The 15,176-nt window shown below is 65.9% G+C and carries 12 protein-coding genes; 9 read left to right on the top strand and 3 right to left on the bottom strand.

Annotation, left to right across the window (positions count from 1 at the left end; genetic code table 11):
- The first annotated feature begins 198 nt into the window (after positions 1–198).
- From xylB to OEZ49_RS07820, 4 genes are read left to right on the top strand one after another with little or no spacing between them, the layout of a single operon-like run.
- The gene (xylB, locus tag OEZ49_RS07835; protein ID WP_263387786.1) at positions 199–1,647 is read left to right on the top strand and encodes a xylulokinase; all 1,449 of its coding nucleotides are present in this window, start codon (positions 199–201) and stop codon (positions 1,645–1,647) included.
- Positions 1,644–2,948 (top strand): xylose isomerase, encoded by a 1,305-nt coding sequence (gene xylA / locus OEZ49_RS07830; RefSeq protein WP_263387785.1) that lies wholly within the window; start codon positions 1,644–1,646, stop codon positions 2,946–2,948. Before xylB ends, xylA begins: the two co-directional genes overlap by 4 nt.
- Positions 2,941–3,906: an aldose epimerase family protein gene (locus OEZ49_RS07825; protein ID WP_263387784.1), complete on the top strand. Its 966-nt coding sequence runs from the start codon at positions 2,941–2,943 to the stop codon at positions 3,904–3,906. The genes xylA and OEZ49_RS07825 overlap by 8 nt, the downstream gene beginning before the upstream one ends.
- Positions 3,903–5,201 (top strand): cytochrome-c peroxidase, encoded by a 1,299-nt coding sequence (locus tag OEZ49_RS07820; protein ID WP_263387783.1) that lies wholly within the window; start codon positions 3,903–3,905, stop codon positions 5,199–5,201. Before OEZ49_RS07825 ends, OEZ49_RS07820 begins: the two co-directional genes overlap by 4 nt.
- Before the next feature lie 57 nt (positions 5,202–5,258).
- Here OEZ49_RS07820 and OEZ49_RS07815 read toward each other — a convergent pair whose 3' ends face one another.
- A complete protein-coding gene (locus OEZ49_RS07815; RefSeq protein ID WP_263387782.1) occupies positions 5,259–6,791 on the bottom strand; it encodes a CRTAC1 family protein in 1,533 nt (510 codons plus the stop codon).
- Positions 6,781–7,986, bottom strand: coding sequence for an ROK family transcriptional regulator (locus OEZ49_RS07810; protein WP_263387781.1), 1,206 nt, complete (start codon positions 7,984–7,986; stop codon positions 6,781–6,783). The genes OEZ49_RS07815 and OEZ49_RS07810 overlap by 11 nt, the downstream gene beginning before the upstream one ends.
- Positions 7,987–8,195: 209 nt before the next feature.
- On the opposite strand from OEZ49_RS07810, the gene xylF reads away from it, so the two are divergent.
- The 5 genes from xylF to OEZ49_RS07785 all read left to right on the top strand — a co-directional run bounded on the left by xylF (position 8,196) and on the right by OEZ49_RS07785 (position 13,315).
- Positions 8,196–9,224, top strand: a complete 1,029-nt coding sequence (gene xylF, locus OEZ49_RS07805) for a D-xylose ABC transporter substrate-binding protein (protein WP_263387780.1) — start codon at positions 8,196–8,198, stop codon at positions 9,222–9,224.
- Positions 9,225–9,290: 66 nt separating this feature from the next.
- Positions 9,291–10,589, top strand: coding sequence for a sugar ABC transporter permease (locus tag OEZ49_RS07800; protein ID WP_263387779.1), 1,299 nt, complete (start codon positions 9,291–9,293; stop codon positions 10,587–10,589).
- 34 nt (positions 10,590–10,623) lie between these two features.
- On the top strand, positions 10,624–11,403 hold the full coding sequence (locus tag OEZ49_RS07795; protein WP_263387778.1) for an ATP-binding cassette domain-containing protein: 780 nt from the start codon (positions 10,624–10,626) through the stop codon (positions 11,401–11,403).
- A gap of 2 nt (positions 11,404–11,405) precedes the next feature.
- Positions 11,406–12,329 carry a glucokinase gene (locus OEZ49_RS07790; protein WP_263387881.1) on the top strand — a complete coding sequence of 308 codons (924 nt, stop codon included), beginning with the start codon at positions 11,406–11,408 and terminating at the stop codon, positions 12,327–12,329.
- The gene (locus OEZ49_RS07785; protein ID WP_263387777.1) at positions 12,326–13,315 is read left to right on the top strand and encodes a Gfo/Idh/MocA family protein; all 990 of its coding nucleotides are present in this window, start codon (positions 12,326–12,328) and stop codon (positions 13,313–13,315) included. Before OEZ49_RS07790 ends, OEZ49_RS07785 begins: the two co-directional genes overlap by 4 nt.
- Positions 13,316–13,382: 67 nt before the next feature.
- Here OEZ49_RS07785 and OEZ49_RS07780 read toward each other — a convergent pair whose 3' ends face one another.
- Positions 13,383–15,173: a gamma-glutamyltransferase family protein gene (locus OEZ49_RS07780; RefSeq protein ID WP_263387776.1), complete on the bottom strand. Its 1,791-nt coding sequence runs from the start codon at positions 15,171–15,173 to the stop codon at positions 13,383–13,385.
- Positions 15,174–15,176: the final 3 nt, after the last annotated feature.

Genomic DNA, 15,176 nt, shown 5'->3' with positions numbered 1-15,176 from the left:
GGTGTTGTCCGGTTGGATTGCCCCGTTCCTAGCACGGGCGCTGCTTGCTGCTAGGGGAAAATCGCCTCGCGCGGTTCAATACCCTTTGCCGGTGCGGTTTTGCGACCTCTGTGTGGCCAATCCGGGGCATGAGTTCTCTTTTTAATTTGACACCTAAATTAAATCAAGCAAAGCTCTGGCAACAGCTGGGGAGGCGAAATGTTCATAGGGCTCGATCTGGGCACTTCCGGGGTGCGCGCAGTGCTGGTTCGGCCGGATGGCAGCGTGCTGGCCAGCGCCGAATCCGGGCTTTTCGCCGACCATCCGTACCCGGGGTGGAGCGAGCAGGACCCAGCCAATTGGGTGTCGGCGGCGCGCGCCGCTCTGGTCGCGTTGGCGCAACGCCATCCACTTGCGATGGAGCAGGTCGCGGGGGTGGGACTGTCGGGGCAGATGCACGGGGCGGTGCTGCTCGATCCGGCCGGGGTGGTGCTCCGCCCCGCGATCCTGTGGAACGACGGTCGCAGCCATGGCGAGGCGGCGGAACTGGACGCGATGGCGGATGTCCGGGACCTCTCGGGCAATATCGTGTTCCCGGGCTTCACCGCGCCGAAACTGCTCTGGCTTGCCCGGCACGAGCCAGAGGGCTTTGCCCGCGTGGCCACGGTTCTGCTGCCCAAGGATTACCTGGCCTGGTGGCTGACTGGTGAGATCGGCACCGAGATGTCCGATGCCGCCGGTACCGCCTGGCTGGATGTGGGCGCGCGCGACTGGTCTGACCGGCTGCTCAAGGTCGGCGGGATGCGCCGCGATCAGATGCCGGACCTGCGCGAGGGGACCGGGATTGTGGGGCCTCTACGCCCCGACCTTGCCGCAGAGCTGGGCTTGCCTGACGGAGTGCAGGTCGTGGCCGGGGGCGCCGACAATGCCGCCGCCGCCTGCGGCGTGGGCGCATTGGCCGAGGGCGACGGATTCGTCTCGCTGGGCACTTCGGGCGTGCTGTTCGCGGCGCGAAACGGGTTTTACCCGGACCCGGCCAGCGCGGTGCACACCTTCTGTCACGCGGTGCCGGGGCGCTGGTACCAGATGGGCGTGATCCTGGCCGCGACCGACAGCCTGAATTGGCTGGCCCGGATCACCGGGGTCGAGGCCGCGACCCTGACTGGCGAGCTGGGCGCGCTGGGCGCGCCCGGCCCTATGCGGTTCCTGCCGTATCTCTCGGGCGAGCGGACGCCGCATAACGACGCCGCCATGCGCGGTGCTTTCCTACATCTCGACATCGCCCAGACCCGCACCGACCTGACCCGCGCCGTGGTCGAAGGTGTGAGTTTCGCCCTGCGCGACAGTCTCGACGCCCTGCGCGCCACCGGCGCCGATTTGCCGCGCCTTCTGGCGATCGGCGGCGGCACCCGCTCGCGCTACTGGGTGGAACTCTTGGCCACCGTTCTGGGCCTGCCGCTCGACCTGCCCGAACAGGGCGATTTCGGCGCCGCCCTTGGCGCCGCGCGCCTGGCCATCTGCGGCGTCACCGGGGCCGACCCGGAACAGGTGATGACCCGCCCACCCATTGCCGAAACCATCGACCCGCGCGCCGACCTGCTGGACGCCTATGCTCAGGCCCATGCCGATTTCGCCGCCTCTTACCCCAAGCTGAAAGCCCTGCCATGACCGAGTTCTTCGTCGATATCGCCCCCGTCCGTTTCGAAGGACCCGACAGCGCCAATCCGCTGGCCTTTCGCCACTATGACCCCGACGAAATGGTCATGGGCAAGCGGATGGAGGATCACCTGCGCTTTGCGGTGGCCTATTGGCATTCCTTCGCGTGGGAGGGGGGCGACCCGTTCGGCGGCCAGACCCTGATCCGCCCCTGGCAGCCGCAGGACGACATGGCGCGCGCCAGGGTCAAGGCCGATGCCGCGTTCGAGATGTTCGATATCCTGGGCCAGCCCTATTTCTGCTGGCACGATGCCGATATCCGCCCCGAAGCCGCGACCTTTGCCGAAAGCTTGCGGAATTTCGAGGAAATCATCGACTATTTCCTTGAAAAAATGGAAAACCGCAAGACCCGCCTGTTGTGGGGCACTGCCAACATGTTCAGCCACCGCCGCTGGATGGCCGGCGCCGCGACCAACCCGGATCCGGACGTGTTCGCCTATGCCGCCGCGACGGTGAAGGCGTGCATGGACGCCACCCACCGGATGGGCGGGCAGAACTATGTCCTCTGGGGCGGGCGCGAGGGGTATGAGACGCTGCTCAACACCGATATGGGGCGCGAGCTGGATCATATGGGTCGGTTCCTGAACATGGTCGTGGATTACAAGCACAAGATTGGCTTCAAGGGCGCGATCCTGGTCGAGCCGAAACCGCAGGAACCCTCGAAACATCAATATGATTTCGACGCCGCCACCTGCATCGGCTTCCTGCGCAAATACGGGCTGGAGGGCGAGGTAAAGCTGAACCTGGAGCAGGGCCACGCAATCCTGGCCGGGCATTCGTTCGAACATGAGATCGCGGTGGCCGCGGCCGAGGGCATGCTGGGCTCCATCGACATGAACCGCAACGATTACCAGTCGGGCTGGGATACTGATCAGTTCCCAAATAACGTGCCCGAGGTGGCGCTGTGTTATTACCACATCCTGCGGGCGGGCGGGTTCAGAACTGGGGGCACCAATTTTGACGCCAAGCTCCGGCGCCAGTCGCTGGATGCATTCGACCTGATTGCGGCCCATGTGGGCGGCATGGATATCTGCGCACGCGGGCTGAAAGCTGCGGCCGCGATGATCGAGGACGGCGGGCTGGAGGCCGCGCTGCGCGACCGCTATGCCGGTTGGGACAGCGACCATGGGCAGGGCGTATTGGAGAGCGATCTTGACAGCCTCTTTGCCCGCGTGCTGGCGGGCGAGATCGACCCGCAGCCTCGCTCGGGCCGGCAGGAGATGCTGGAAAACCATGTGAACCGCTTTGTCTGACCGGGGCGGCATCCGGCGGCACGTGCTGGAGGAGGGTGACGTTTCGGTCGCGATCCTGAACCGGGCCTGTATCACGCAGGACTGGCAGGTGCCGCTGCGTGGCGCCCGGGTGCCGGTGGTGCTGGGCTATGCCGACCCGGCCGATTACGCCCATAACCCCCGCAGTCTGGGAATCATCGCGGGCCGGGTCGCCAACCGCATCTCGGGCGCGGGCTTCACACTGGACGGGCAGCGCTATGACCTGCCCGCCAACGAGGCACCGAACCATATCCACGGCGGGCCGCAGGGGCTGCATGCGCGCCTGTGGGAGATGGAGGTGGGTGGCCCCCGCGCCGTGCGCCTGACACTCGTGTCCGAGCATGGCGAGGGCGGATACCCCGGGCGGCTCGGCCTGACGGTGACGATCCGGCTGGAGCGTGACGCGCTCACCTATGACATGCGCGCTGTCAGCGACCGGCCGACCCTGCTGAACCTTGCGCAGCATTCCTATTATTCGCTTGGGACCAAGACCTGCCGCGATTTCCGCGTGACCCTGCCCGCCAGCCGCCATACCGTCAACGATGCGGCCAAGATCCCGACCGGAGAGATCGCTCCGACGACGGGGCAACTTTTCGATTTCCGGACCGGGCGGCGCATATCCGAGGCGGACCCGGACGGGCAGGGGCTGGATATGAATTTCGTACTCGACCGGGGGCAGGTGCGGGCGACCGGCAACGGGCTTGTGCTGGAGATCGAGACCGACCAACCCTGCCTGCAACTCTATACCGGCCAATACCTGGGCGCGCTGCATCCCCCCCTGCCGGGCCAGCGCCACGCGCCTTTTTCGGGCCTCTGTCTGGAGCCGCAGGGCTATCCCAATGCAGTGAACACGCCTGGCTTTCCCTGCCCGCTGGTCACCCCCGATCACCCCTACCGCCAGTGCATGACAGTGCGCATTCGCGAAGAGGGTGCGGCATGAAGCGGCTGATCGTACTGCTGAGCATCGCGGCCAGTCCACTGCTCGCCGAACCGCTGCCGCGCGCCGATGCGGTCTTTGCCGAACCCAGGATAGAGGCGGTACGGCTGGGGCAGCTTCTGTTCTATGACCCCATCCTCAGCGGCAACCGGTCTGTCGCCTGCGCCAGTTGCCACCATCCGCGGTTTGGCACCTCGGACGGGGTGTCGCTGGGCCTGGGCGACGGCGCGCTGGGGATCGGCCCGGACATGCGCCACGACCCGGAAAACCGGCCCGAACAGCGCATTCCCCGCAACGCGCCGGCGCTGTTCAACCTCGGCGCCGAAGAATTCACGCATTTCTTTCACGACGGCCGGCTGGAAAGCGACCCGATAAGCCCCTCGGGCATCCGCACGCCGCTGGGCGCAGATATGGAGCAGGGCTTTGCCTCGGCGCTGGCCGCGCAGGCGATGTTCCCGGTGCTCTCGGGCGACGAGATGGCCGGGCATTACTCGGAAAACGACGTGGCCCAGACGGTGCGGCAAGGCAGGCTCACCGGCCCAGGCGGGGCCTGGGCGATCCTGGCGGCGCGGATCGAGGCGATCCCGGACTACCGCCGCGCCTTTGACACGGTCATCGGGCCGCGCCCGGTGACATTTGCCGATATCGCCAATGTGATCGCCGATTTCATGGTGTTCGAATGGCGCGCCGATGACAGCCCGTTCGACCGCTATCTGCGCGGGCAGGGGGACCTGCCCGAAGCGGCGAAAGCGGGGATGGACCTCTTCTATGGCAAGGCGCAGTGTTCGACCTGCCACGCAGGCCAGTTCCAGACCGACCACGGGTTTCACGCCATCGCCATGCCGCAGATCGGGCCGGGCAAGGCGGCCCGGTTCGAGCGCCACAATCGCGATATCGGGCGGATGCGGGTAACGGGCGATCCGGCCGACGCTTATGCCTTCCGCACGCCGTCGCTGCGCAACGTGACCGCCACCGCGCCCTATGGGCATAGCGGCGCCTATGCCGGCCTGCGGGCGGTGGTCGAACACCATCTGGATCCGGTGGCCAGTCTCGAGGTCTATGATATTGCCTCGGCGGTCTTGCCGGGGGGCGGTTTTGCCAGCGACCGGGCAGTGCTGGACGATCCGGTCGAGATGGCGGCGATTGCCGACGCGAACCGGTTGCAGCCGATCGAGCTGAGTGACGGGGAGGTCGATGCCCTGCTGGCCTTTCTCGATACATTGACCGACCCGGCGGCCGTGGCCGGGCGTCTTGGCATTCCGGACAATGTCCCCAGCGGTCTCAAGGTGCCACGATAGATTTTCCTTCGAAAAATCTATGCCTCCGGGGGGAGTATTTTTGGCGAAATGAAGGGGTTAGGGCCGTGCCCTGAGCGCGGCGCCGTCGCGGATCAGGGTCAAGGATTGGTCCGGGGCGACCTCAAGGGGGGCGGATTGGGTGCCATCGGTCCAGATCACCCGAATTGAGATGTCTTGCGCATCGGCCAACCCGAAATGCTGGAACCCCGCCGCACCGCCGGCATGACCGCCGCCCACGGTGATCTCGCGCAACTGCGGCGGGGCCGAACCGGCCATGACCTCGATCCAGGCGCCGATGGCGTCGCGGTTGGGGCCGGGCTGTTCCAGCGCCAGCGCCAGCCAATGGCCGGTCTCTGGCGTGACATTCTGCCAGACCTCCAGCGGCGCGCGGCGGTTGACCACCGCGATGTCAAGCCGCCCGTCACCGTTCAGGTCCACCAGCGCGCCGCCGCGCCCGCGATGCAGGCTGGCGATACCGGCGCGCTCTCCAGCTTCGGCAAAGGTACCGTCGGGTTGCTGGATCAGAAGGTTGTTGGGATCCTCCATCGCCGCATCGGGCATCTGTTCAACATTGCCCTTGGTGATGAAGACATCGTCCATCCCGTCATTCTGCACATCGCCGAAACCGATATGCCAGCCGGTCGAGGGCCGCCCGTCGCCGCCGGTATAGGGGCGGTGGGCGGTGGTGCCCATGGCATAGGGCACATCGGCAAATTCCGCGCCGTTCCCGGTCATCCGCTGCAACCGCTGGTCGCCCATCGAGGACAGGAAGACCTCTTGCCGCCCGTCGCGGTCCAGGTCGCGCTGGGCAATGCCCATGCCCCAGAGCTTGTGGCTGAGCCAGCCATCGACGGGGCCGAGCAGGCGGGGCATGGACCCCATCGCCCACATCTGTTCCTCGCCGTCAGAGACATAATAATGCCGGTCGTTGCTGATCCGCAGGTCGGCACGGCCCTGCCGCGCCCAGTCGCTGAACAGCATCGAGAGCGGACAGAACCCCGGCTTGAGTTCGATGGGCGGGCCATAGTGGTCGCCCTCGGGCCGGTAGAGCAGGTTGGTGTCGCAGGTGCCGAAGGGGCCGTTCGGGTTGCTGCGGTCGACATAATTGCCAAAGGCCAGCGTCGGCAGGCTCTGCCCCGCCTCCCATGTGGCGGAAAAGGCGGTGGTCCAACGGTCGCCGCTGGTGAAACCCAGCCCCTCGAACGGGGCAAAACTGCAATCGGGACCGCCGCGCAACAGTTGGTTCGGCCCGACCCGCAGGATCGCCAGATCCATGTAACCGTCACTGTCGATATCCAGAGGATAGGCGCCGATCATGCCCGGTTCGGTCAGGGCCTCGGGCGTGTCCGCCTCGAACCGCAGCGCGCCCGCATCCGAGCGGTTGCGCAACAGGGTGGCCGGGTTCTCGCCGCCCGCCGCCAGCAGCTCCGGCAAACCATCGCCGTCACAGTCGAACACCGCCAGCCCGCCGCCGACAAAATGCTCCCAGCCGCCGGCATAGACATGCTCGGGCACCGGCACCGGCGTGAACGCGGGTCCGGCGAGGGCCGGTGTGGTCGCCAGCGCCAGCGCGAACAGCTCAGGCCGCATTCTCGCCCAGCCTTTCCAGCGCCAGTTCCGACACTTTGTCGAGCGCATAGGCCGCCGCCCCGCGCGCCCACATCAGATCGCCCCATTTATGCACCACCACCTCGGGTGGGGCCTTGTCCACCTGCACGATCGACTTGCGCATCGCCTCGATCACCGCGTCGGAATAGAGATGGTCGAACTGCATCTGCTCGCCTGCGAGGATGATCAGCTCGGGGTCGAAGATATTGACCAGGTTGGCCAGCCCCATGGCAAAGATCTGGCCCGCCCGTTCAACGATGCTGCGCGCGGTGACATCCCCCGCCCGCGCCGCATCGAGCAGGGTTTCGACCCGCTTGGCCGGATCGGCATTGGCATCCTGGCCGCTCACCAGCGTCGCCTCGCGCAACAGCGCGTAATCGGCGACATAGGCCTCCAGACAGCCGCGCTGGCCACAGCGGCAGAGCGCGCCGTTCAGCTGCACCTTGGTATGGCCGAACTCGGCACCGCATCCGCGCGTACCACGATAAAGCGCACCGCCGATCACCATGCCTAGACCCACGCCGCTTTCGATGGTCACGACCAGAAAGTCGCTGTGTTCCCGGCCCAGGCCAAAGGCGTGTTCGGCCACCGCCACCAAGTTGGCGTCGTTGTCGATGAAACAGGGTACGCCCAATGTGCGGGTCAAGAGCGCGCCGAACTCGATGTTGCGCGCCGACAGCGACGGCGACCAGTGCACGAACCCGTCATTGGCCTCGACAATCCCCGCGATACCGATCCCGAGGCCCGAGATTTCGCCCGGCGCGCGGCCGATCTGCCCGGCCAGCCGGGCCACGGCCTCCCCTATCTTGGCGGCCAGGTCTTCGGGGCTACTGACCGGGTGCCGCAGGTCGCACTCTTCAGTCGCCAGTTGCTCGCCCTCGAAATCCAGCAGAACCAGCGACAGCTTGTGATGCGAGATCTTCACCCCCGCCACCAGATGCGCCGCTCCGCGAATCTTGAGATCCACCCGCGGCCGGCCACGCCGGGAATCCGGCTCGCCCTCGTCGCGCGCTACCTCCTCGACCAGTCCGTCCGATAGGAACTCGGCGGTGATCGTGGTGACGGTGGCGCGGCTGATCCCGGTCAGGTCCGACAGCTCGATCCGGGGGATACGGCCCGCCCTGCGGATTTCGCGCAGCAGGGTGCGGCGCCCGTATTCCCGTTGCATAACAGCCATTTGCCCGACGCCTCCCTGAACCTGTCCTGCCCAATCTCCGGATCGTACCCATCCCGGCAAACAAGGCCAAGGCAGAACGCAACACAGCGGGCAAGACCAGCCTATCTTATTTAATTTGACTTTCAAATTAAAATGACACACGATCCTTGCACCGGCCCCGCCCGAGGCAAGGAATGGCGTGCGGCTGCAAATGTTTTTGGGAGGACAGAATGAAACTCTATGCAACCGCATCCGCGGTGATCGTCAGCGCCATGCTGGGAACTGCGGCCTGGGCGGCCGATGTCGTCGTGGGCGTCAGCTGGTCGAACTTCCAGGAGGAGCGCTGGAAAACCGACGAGGCCGCGATCAAGGCCGAGCTCGAGGCCAAGGGTGCCAAGTATATCTCGGCGGATGCGCAAAGCTCGTCGGCCAAGCAGTTGTCGGACGTGGAAAGCCTGATCGCGCAAGGCGCCACCGCGCTGATCATCCTGGCGCAGGACGCGCAGGCCATCGGCCCCGCCGTGCAGGCCGCAGCCGACGAAGGCATCCCGGTCGTGGGCTATGACCGCCTGATTGAGGACAGCCGCGCTTTTTACCTGACCTTCGACAACGTCGAGGTAGGCCGGATGCAGGCCCGTGCCGTTCTCGAAGCAGCCCCCACCGGACGCTACGTGATGATCAAGGGCTCTCCCACCGATCCGAACGCGGATTTCCTGCGTGGTGGCCAGCAGGAAGTGCTGCAAGCCGCCATCGACAAGGGTGACATCACCATCGTGGGCGAGGCCTATACCGACGGCTGGCTTCCCGCCAACGCGCAGCGCAACATGGAACAGATCCTGACCGCCACCGACAATGGTGTCGACGCGGTTGTCGCCTCGAACGACGGCACCGCCGGCGGCGTTGTGGCGGCGCTGACCGCGCAGGGCATGGAAGGGCTGCCGGTCTCGGGCCAGGACGGTGATCATGCCGCGCTGAACCGGGTGGCCAAGGGCACCCAGACCGTATCGGTCTGGAAGGACGCCCGCGACCTCGGCCGCGCCGCCGCGCGCATCGCCGTGTCGCTGGCCGAAGGCACCAAGATGAACGCCATCGGTGGCGCTGACGACTGGACCTCGCCGGGCGGCACCAAGATGAGCGCGCTGTTCCTCGAACCGCTGCCGATCACCAAGGACAACCTGTCGGTCGTTGTCGACGCTGGCTGGATCACCCAGGAAACCCTGTGCCAGGGCGTGACCAACGGTCCCGCACCCTGCAACTGATCCTTTTCCAACACGACCGGTCTCACCCTTCATCGGGGTGAGACCCCCAAAATCGCAGGACATCCCATGACTCATTCCGAGGCGGAGCTGTCCCCGGCACATCCCAAGAAATCCTTTGTTCAGACGCTGGAACTTGATCTGCGCCTTCTCGGCATGATCGGTGCCTTCGCGATCCTGTGCATCGGCTTCGACCTTGTGACCGGCGGCCGTTTCCTGACACCGCGCAACATCTTCAACCTGACCATCCAGACCGTTTCGGTCGCGATCATGGCCACCGGCATGGTGTTCGTCATCGTCACCCGCCATATCGACCTGAGCGTCGGCGCGCTTCTGGCGACCTGCTCGGCGGTGATGGCGATGACCCAGACCGAGATCCTGCCCAACATGCTGGGCCTGGGGCTGGGCCATCCGCTGATCCCTTGGGTAACCATCCTTGTCGGCTTGCTGATCGGCACGCTGATCGGCGCCTTTCACGGCTGGCTGGTGGGCTATCTGACCATCCCCGCCTTTATCGTGACCCTGGGCGGCCTGCTGGTCTGGCGTAACACCGGCTGGTACCTGACCAGCGGCAAGACCATCGGCCCGCTGGACCCGACCTTTGAAAAGTTCGGCGGCATCAACGGCACACTGGGCGCGGGCTGGTCCTGGATTGTGGGTCTGCTGGCGCTCACTGCCGCCCTCTATGGCCTTTGGATGAGCCGCAGCAACAAGATCCGCCATGGCTTCCCGGTCAAACCGCTCTGGGCCGAAGGCGTGCTGGCCGGGCTGATCTCGGCGGCGATCGTTGGCTTTGTGGCGATCCTGAACGCCTATGAGGTGCCGACCGCGCGGTTGAAGCGTGATTTCGAGGCGCAGGGTCTCACCTTGCCCGAAGGCTATACCGAGGCCTATGGCATCCCGATCTCGGTGCTGCTGCTGATCTTCATCGCAGTGGGTATGACCATGCTGGCGCGGCGCACCCGGCTTGGCCGTTACATCTTCGCCACCGGCGGCAACCCCGACGCGGCGGAACTCAGCGGCATCAACACGCGGCTTCTGACGGTCAAGATCTTTGCCCTGATGGGCGCGCTCTGCGCCATCTCGGCGGTGGTGGCCTCGGCCCGCCTGACCAACCACTCCAACGACATCGGCACGCTGGACGAACTGCGCGTGATCGCGGCGGCCGTCATCGGCGGCACCGCGCTGGCGGGCGGCTTCGGCACCATCCACGGGGCGATTCTGGGCGCGCTGATCATGCAGTCGCTGCAATCGGGCATGGCCATGGTCGGTGTAGATGCGCCCTTGCAGAACATCGTCGTGGGCACGGTTCTGGTGCTGGCGGTGCTGATCGACATTCTCTATCGCAAACGGACGGGGGTGGCGTGATGGAACAGTGTACAAAACGGTCAATAGGTGCGTCATGACAGGTACAAAACAGTCAAAACGCGGTACACCTCTGGTCGAGATGCGCGACATCTGCATCTCCTTCGGCGGCGTGCATGCGGTCGATCACGTGAGCGTCGACCTATATCCGGGCGAGGTCGTGGGCCTTTTGGGCCATAACGGCGCCGGCAAGTCGACCCTGATCAAGATCCTCTCGGGCGCCTACCAGATGGACTCAGGCGAGATCCGCATCAACGGCGAAAAGGCCGAGATCCACAATCCCCGCGATGCACGGCGTTACAATATAGAGACGATATATCAGACACTTGCGCTGGCAGATAACCTCGATGCAAGCTCGAACCTGTTCCTCGGGCGCGAGCTGGTGACGCCCTTCGGGCTGGTCGATGACGACGCGATGGAGGCCGAGACGCGCAAGATCATGGCGCGGCTCAACCCCAACTTCAAGAAGTTCAACGTGCCGGTCTCGGCCCTGTCCGGCGGCCAGCGCCAGTCGGTCGCCATCGCCCGCGCGGTCTACTTCGACGCCCGCATCCTGATCATGGACGAACCTACCGCCGCCCTCGGACCCCATGAAACGCAGATGGTCGCCGAGCTGATCGAGCAGCTAAAGGCCCAGGGAATAGGGATTTTTCTGATCAGCCACGACATTCACGACGTGATGAAACTGTGCGACCGGGCCAGCGTCATGAAGAACGGACAACTGGTCGGAACGGTGGACGTGGACAAGGTCACCGATGATGATCTGTTGGGCATGATCATCCTGGGCAAGCACCCAGGTGCGCAGGCCGAGGCGTGACCATGCCGGTTCTGGTCGCAGATGTGGGCGGGACCAATACTCGCGTGGCACTGGCCAGCGCCGGGCGCCTGTCCCAGCTTGCCCGCTTCGGCAACGACGCCTACGCGTCGTTCGCCGAGGTGCTGTCGGCCTATGCGCGGGGCCACAACCTGCCGGCCCTGCGCGGCATCTGCGTGGCTGTGGCGGGTCCGGTCGCCGCTGGCCGCGCCGAATTAACCAACAGAAACTGGCACTTCAACGAATCCGGGTTGGCAGCCCCGCTGCCGGAACAAGGGGATATCCCCGCACGGCTGATCAACGATCTGGTGGCGCTGGGTCATGCCTTGCCGGGGCTTGTGCCGTCGCAACTCGACGTGATCCGTGCCGGTGCCGTGCAGCCCTCGAACGACCAGGCGCTGGTCGCAGGGCTGGGCACCGGTTTCAACGCCTGCCTACTCAAGGGCGGGTCGGTGGTCGAGGCAGAACTGGGCCACGCCAGCCTTCCACTGGCCATCGCCGAGGAGCTGCGCGCACAGCTGGGCGACGCGGCCTCGGGGTTTCGTACAAATGAATGCCTGTTCTCCGGTCGCGGCCTGTCTCGGTTGCACAACATATTGACAAATAAGGATAAACGAGGCCAGGATATCCTGGAGGATTTCGCCACCGGGGCTGATCCGCAGGCGGCGGCCGCGGTAACCCTGACCGCTCGCCTGCTGGGGCTTTTTGCACGAGAACTGGTGTTCCAGTACCTGCCGTTTCGCGGCATCCACTTCGCTGGCGGCGCGGCGCGCGGCATCCTCGGCTCGGCGGCGCGGGCAGAGTTCCTGTCAACATTTGAAGCCGGGGGACGGTTCGCCGACCATCTGGACCGGGTGCCGGTGCGGCTGATCGCCGACGATGCCGCAGCACTGAGCGGCGCGGCCCGGCTGATGGAGGAAAGCGCATGACTGCCCCCTTGTTCCGATGGGGCATCCTGTCGACGGCCAAGATCGCGCGCGAGCACGTGATGCCCGCCATAGCCCGATCTGAAACCGGCGTGATCCACGCCATCGCCAGCCGCGACGCGGGCCGGGCGCAGGCACAGGCGGCACGGTTCTCGGCCGCGCGCTGGTATGACGGTTACGATGCGCTGCTGTCCGATCCGGATGTGGACGGGGTCTATATCCCGCTGCCAACGTCGCAGCATGCCGAATGGGCGATCCGCGCGGCCGAGGCGGGTAAACACGTGTTGTGCGAGAAGCCCATCGCGCTGAGGGCCGAGCAGATCGACCGCGTCATCGCGGCGCGCGATGCCATGGGCCGGGTCGTGTCCGAGGCGTTCATGGTCTGGTATCACCCGCAATGGCACAAGGTGCGCGAGCTGATCGCCAGCGGCGCCATCGGGGCGCTGCGGCAGGTCACCGGCGGGTTTTCCTATCACAACACCGACCCGAACAACATGCGCAACCGGCCCGAACTGGGTGGCGGCGCGCTGCCCGATATCGGGGTTTATCCGGTGGTGACGACCCTCTTGGCAACCGGGGCAGAGATGCGCCGGGCCGAGGCGCGGATCGCGTACTCGCCTGCCTTCGGAACGGATGTTTTCGCACGTGCTACTGTCGGCTTCGACGGGTTCGACCTGAACTTCCACGTGGCCACCCAGATGGGCGCGCATCAGTCGATGCGGTTTTTCGGCGAAACCGGCTGGATTGACGTGCTCACCCCGTTCAACGCGGGGCTTTATGGGTTTGACGAGGTGGTGCTGCATGATCAGAAGGCGCTGTCGCGGCAGGTCTTCCGGTTTCCCGGCGTGAACCAGTACGAGGCGCAGGTGGATGCTTTCGTGCGCGCCACTCGGGGCACGGGCGAAGTGTTTCCGCTGGAACTGTCGCGCCGTGTGCAAGAGGTGATCGACGCAATCTACGATGCGGCTGCCCGGCATGGGGGAGAGTAGGGGGCTCTACCCCCCTCGTCCCTTGCGGGCCCCACCCCCGGAGTGTTTCAGACCAGAAAGAAGCGCATCAGCGCCCGATGGCATAGGCCTGCATCAGGCGTGGCGTGGCGGCGGCGCGCAACAGTCCGTCTGAATTTCGGCTGGCGGCGGTGAGCCGCCCGATGGACCAGGGCTCGGATACCTCGACCGCGTGGCCGCGCTGGCGGAGCTCGGCGATGACCGCCTCGCCAAAGGCGGGTTCGATCATCAGGTGACCGGGCCTTGCAGGGCGGGGATAGAAAGACTCTTGGAAATGACCGGTATGGAACAGCGGCGCATCCACCGCCTGTTGCAGGTTCAGGCCGCCATGCACCAGCCGCAGCAGGTACATGAGCTGCCACTGGTCCTGCTGGTCGCCGCCCGGCGTACCAAAGGCCAGCTCGGTCCCGTCCGGTTCGCGCGCCATCGACGGCGACAGGGTGGTGCGCGGCCTGCGTCCCGGCGCCAGCGAGGTGGGCAGCCCCTCGTCCAGCCAGAACATCTGGGCACGCGTGTTGAGCGGCATGCCCAGCCCCGGTACCACCGGCGAGCTTTGCAGCCAGCCGCCCGAAGGTGTGGCCGAGACCATGTTGCCCCAGCGGTCGATCACGTCGATATGCACCGTATCGCCCCGGCGTTGCGACAGATGCGCCATGGTCGGCTCGCCCGCGCCGGTGCCGCCGCCCGAAACATAGTCTTCGCTCGCATGGCGCCGCGCGGCGGCAGCCCAGGTCTCATGGCCCGGCAGCTGGCCCGGGCGCTGTTCGACCGAGGCCGTCTCGCCGATCAGCGCGCGCCGTTCCTCGGCGTATTTCTCCGACAACAGCGTGTTCATCGGGATGTCGGTATGGTCCGGGTCGCCGTAATAGGCCTCGCGGTCGGCAAAGGCCAGCTTCATGACCTCGGTCACCAGATGCACGAAACGGGCGCCGTTAAGGTCGAGCGCATCCAGATCGAACCCGTCGAGGATTTGCAGCGATTGCAGCAGGGCGGGGCCCTGCGTCCAGGGCCCGCCTTTCCACACGGTCCAGCCTTTGTAGCGGGTCGAGATCGGGGCCTCGTAGCTTGCCTGCCAGCCGGCCATATCCTCGCCGCTGAGCACGCCCTTGCGGCGGCGGCCGGCGGCATCCATCACGCAGGCGTCGCGCAGATAGCGGTCGATCGCTTCGGCAACGAAGCCGCGATAGAAGGCGTCGCGCGCCGCCTCGATCTGCGCCTCGCGGCCCTGTTTTGCCTCGGCCTCGGCCAGCAGACGGGTCCAGGTGTCGGCCAGCGCGGGGTTTTTCATCAGCGCGCCGGGTTGTGGCGCGGACCCGCCCGGCAGCCATGTGTCATAAGAGGTCGGCCACTCGTCCCGAAAGAATTCGGCCAGCCCCGAGATCGTCGTTGACACGCGCGCCAGCGCGGGGTGGCCCGACCGGGCATAGTGGATCGCCGGTTCCAGGATATCGCGCAAGGGCAGGCTGCCATGGTCGCGCAGCGTGATCATCCAGGCATCAAAAGCGCCGGGGATCACGGTGGCCAGCAGTCCCGAACCTGGGATGCGGGTCAGGCCCTCGTCCCGGTAATGCCTGATAGTGGCGCGAGCCGGTGCGGTGCCCTGGCCGCAGACCAGGGTCGGCACTGTGTCGCACGAGGGCTTGATCAGCATCGGCATGTCGCCCAGTGGCCCGTTCAGGTGCGGTTCGACCACATGCAGCACAAACCCCATCGCCGCCGCCGCGTCAAAGGCGTTGCCGCCCTTCTCCAGCAGGCTCATCCCGACCGCCGAGGCGATCCAGTGGGTCGAGGTGGCCACGCCGAATGTACCGGCGATCTCGGGACGGGTGGTGAAGTGCATCGG

Source organism: Ruegeria marisflavi (genome assembly GCF_025673445.1).
Taxonomy (GTDB): domain Bacteria; phylum Pseudomonadota; class Alphaproteobacteria; order Rhodobacterales; family Rhodobacteraceae; genus Ruegeria_B; species Ruegeria_B marisflavi.
Note: the sequence above shows the minus strand (reverse complement) of the source record. Positions and strands in the feature narration are given on the sequence as shown.

Bases quoted from the DNA above. Each gene is read 5' to 3' on its own strand.
- xylF (WP_263387780.1), top strand. From the start codon at position 8,196: ATGAAACTCTATGCAACCGCATCCGCGGTGATCGTCAGCGCCATGCTG.
- OEZ49_RS07820 (WP_263387783.1), top strand. From the start codon at position 3,903: ATGAAGCGGCTGATCGTACTGCTGAGCATCGCGGCCAGTCCACTGCTC.
- xylB (WP_263387786.1), top strand. From the start codon at position 199: ATGTTCATAGGGCTCGATCTGGGCACTTCCGGGGTGCGCGCAGTGCTG.
- xylA (WP_263387785.1), top strand. From the start codon at position 1,644: ATGACCGAGTTCTTCGTCGATATCGCCCCCGTCCGTTTCGAAGGACCC.
- OEZ49_RS07780 (WP_263387776.1), bottom strand. From the start codon at position 15,173: ATGCACTTCACCACCCGTCCCGAGATCGCCGGTACATTCGGCGTGGCC.
- OEZ49_RS07800 (WP_263387779.1), top strand. From the start codon at position 9,291: ATGACTCATTCCGAGGCGGAGCTGTCCCCGGCACATCCCAAGAAATCC.
- OEZ49_RS07785 (WP_263387777.1), top strand. From the start codon at position 12,326: ATGACTGCCCCCTTGTTCCGATGGGGCATCCTGTCGACGGCCAAGATC.
- OEZ49_RS07810 (WP_263387781.1), bottom strand. From the start codon at position 7,986: ATGGCTGTTATGCAACGGGAATACGGGCGCCGCACCCTGCTGCGCGAA.
- OEZ49_RS07795 (WP_263387778.1), top strand. From the start codon at position 10,624: ATGACAGGTACAAAACAGTCAAAACGCGGTACACCTCTGGTCGAGATG.
- OEZ49_RS07815 (WP_263387782.1), bottom strand. From the start codon at position 6,791: ATGCGGCCTGAGCTGTTCGCGCTGGCGCTGGCGACCACACCGGCCCTC.
- OEZ49_RS07790 (WP_263387881.1), top strand. From the start codon at position 11,406: ATGCCGGTTCTGGTCGCAGATGTGGGCGGGACCAATACTCGCGTGGCA.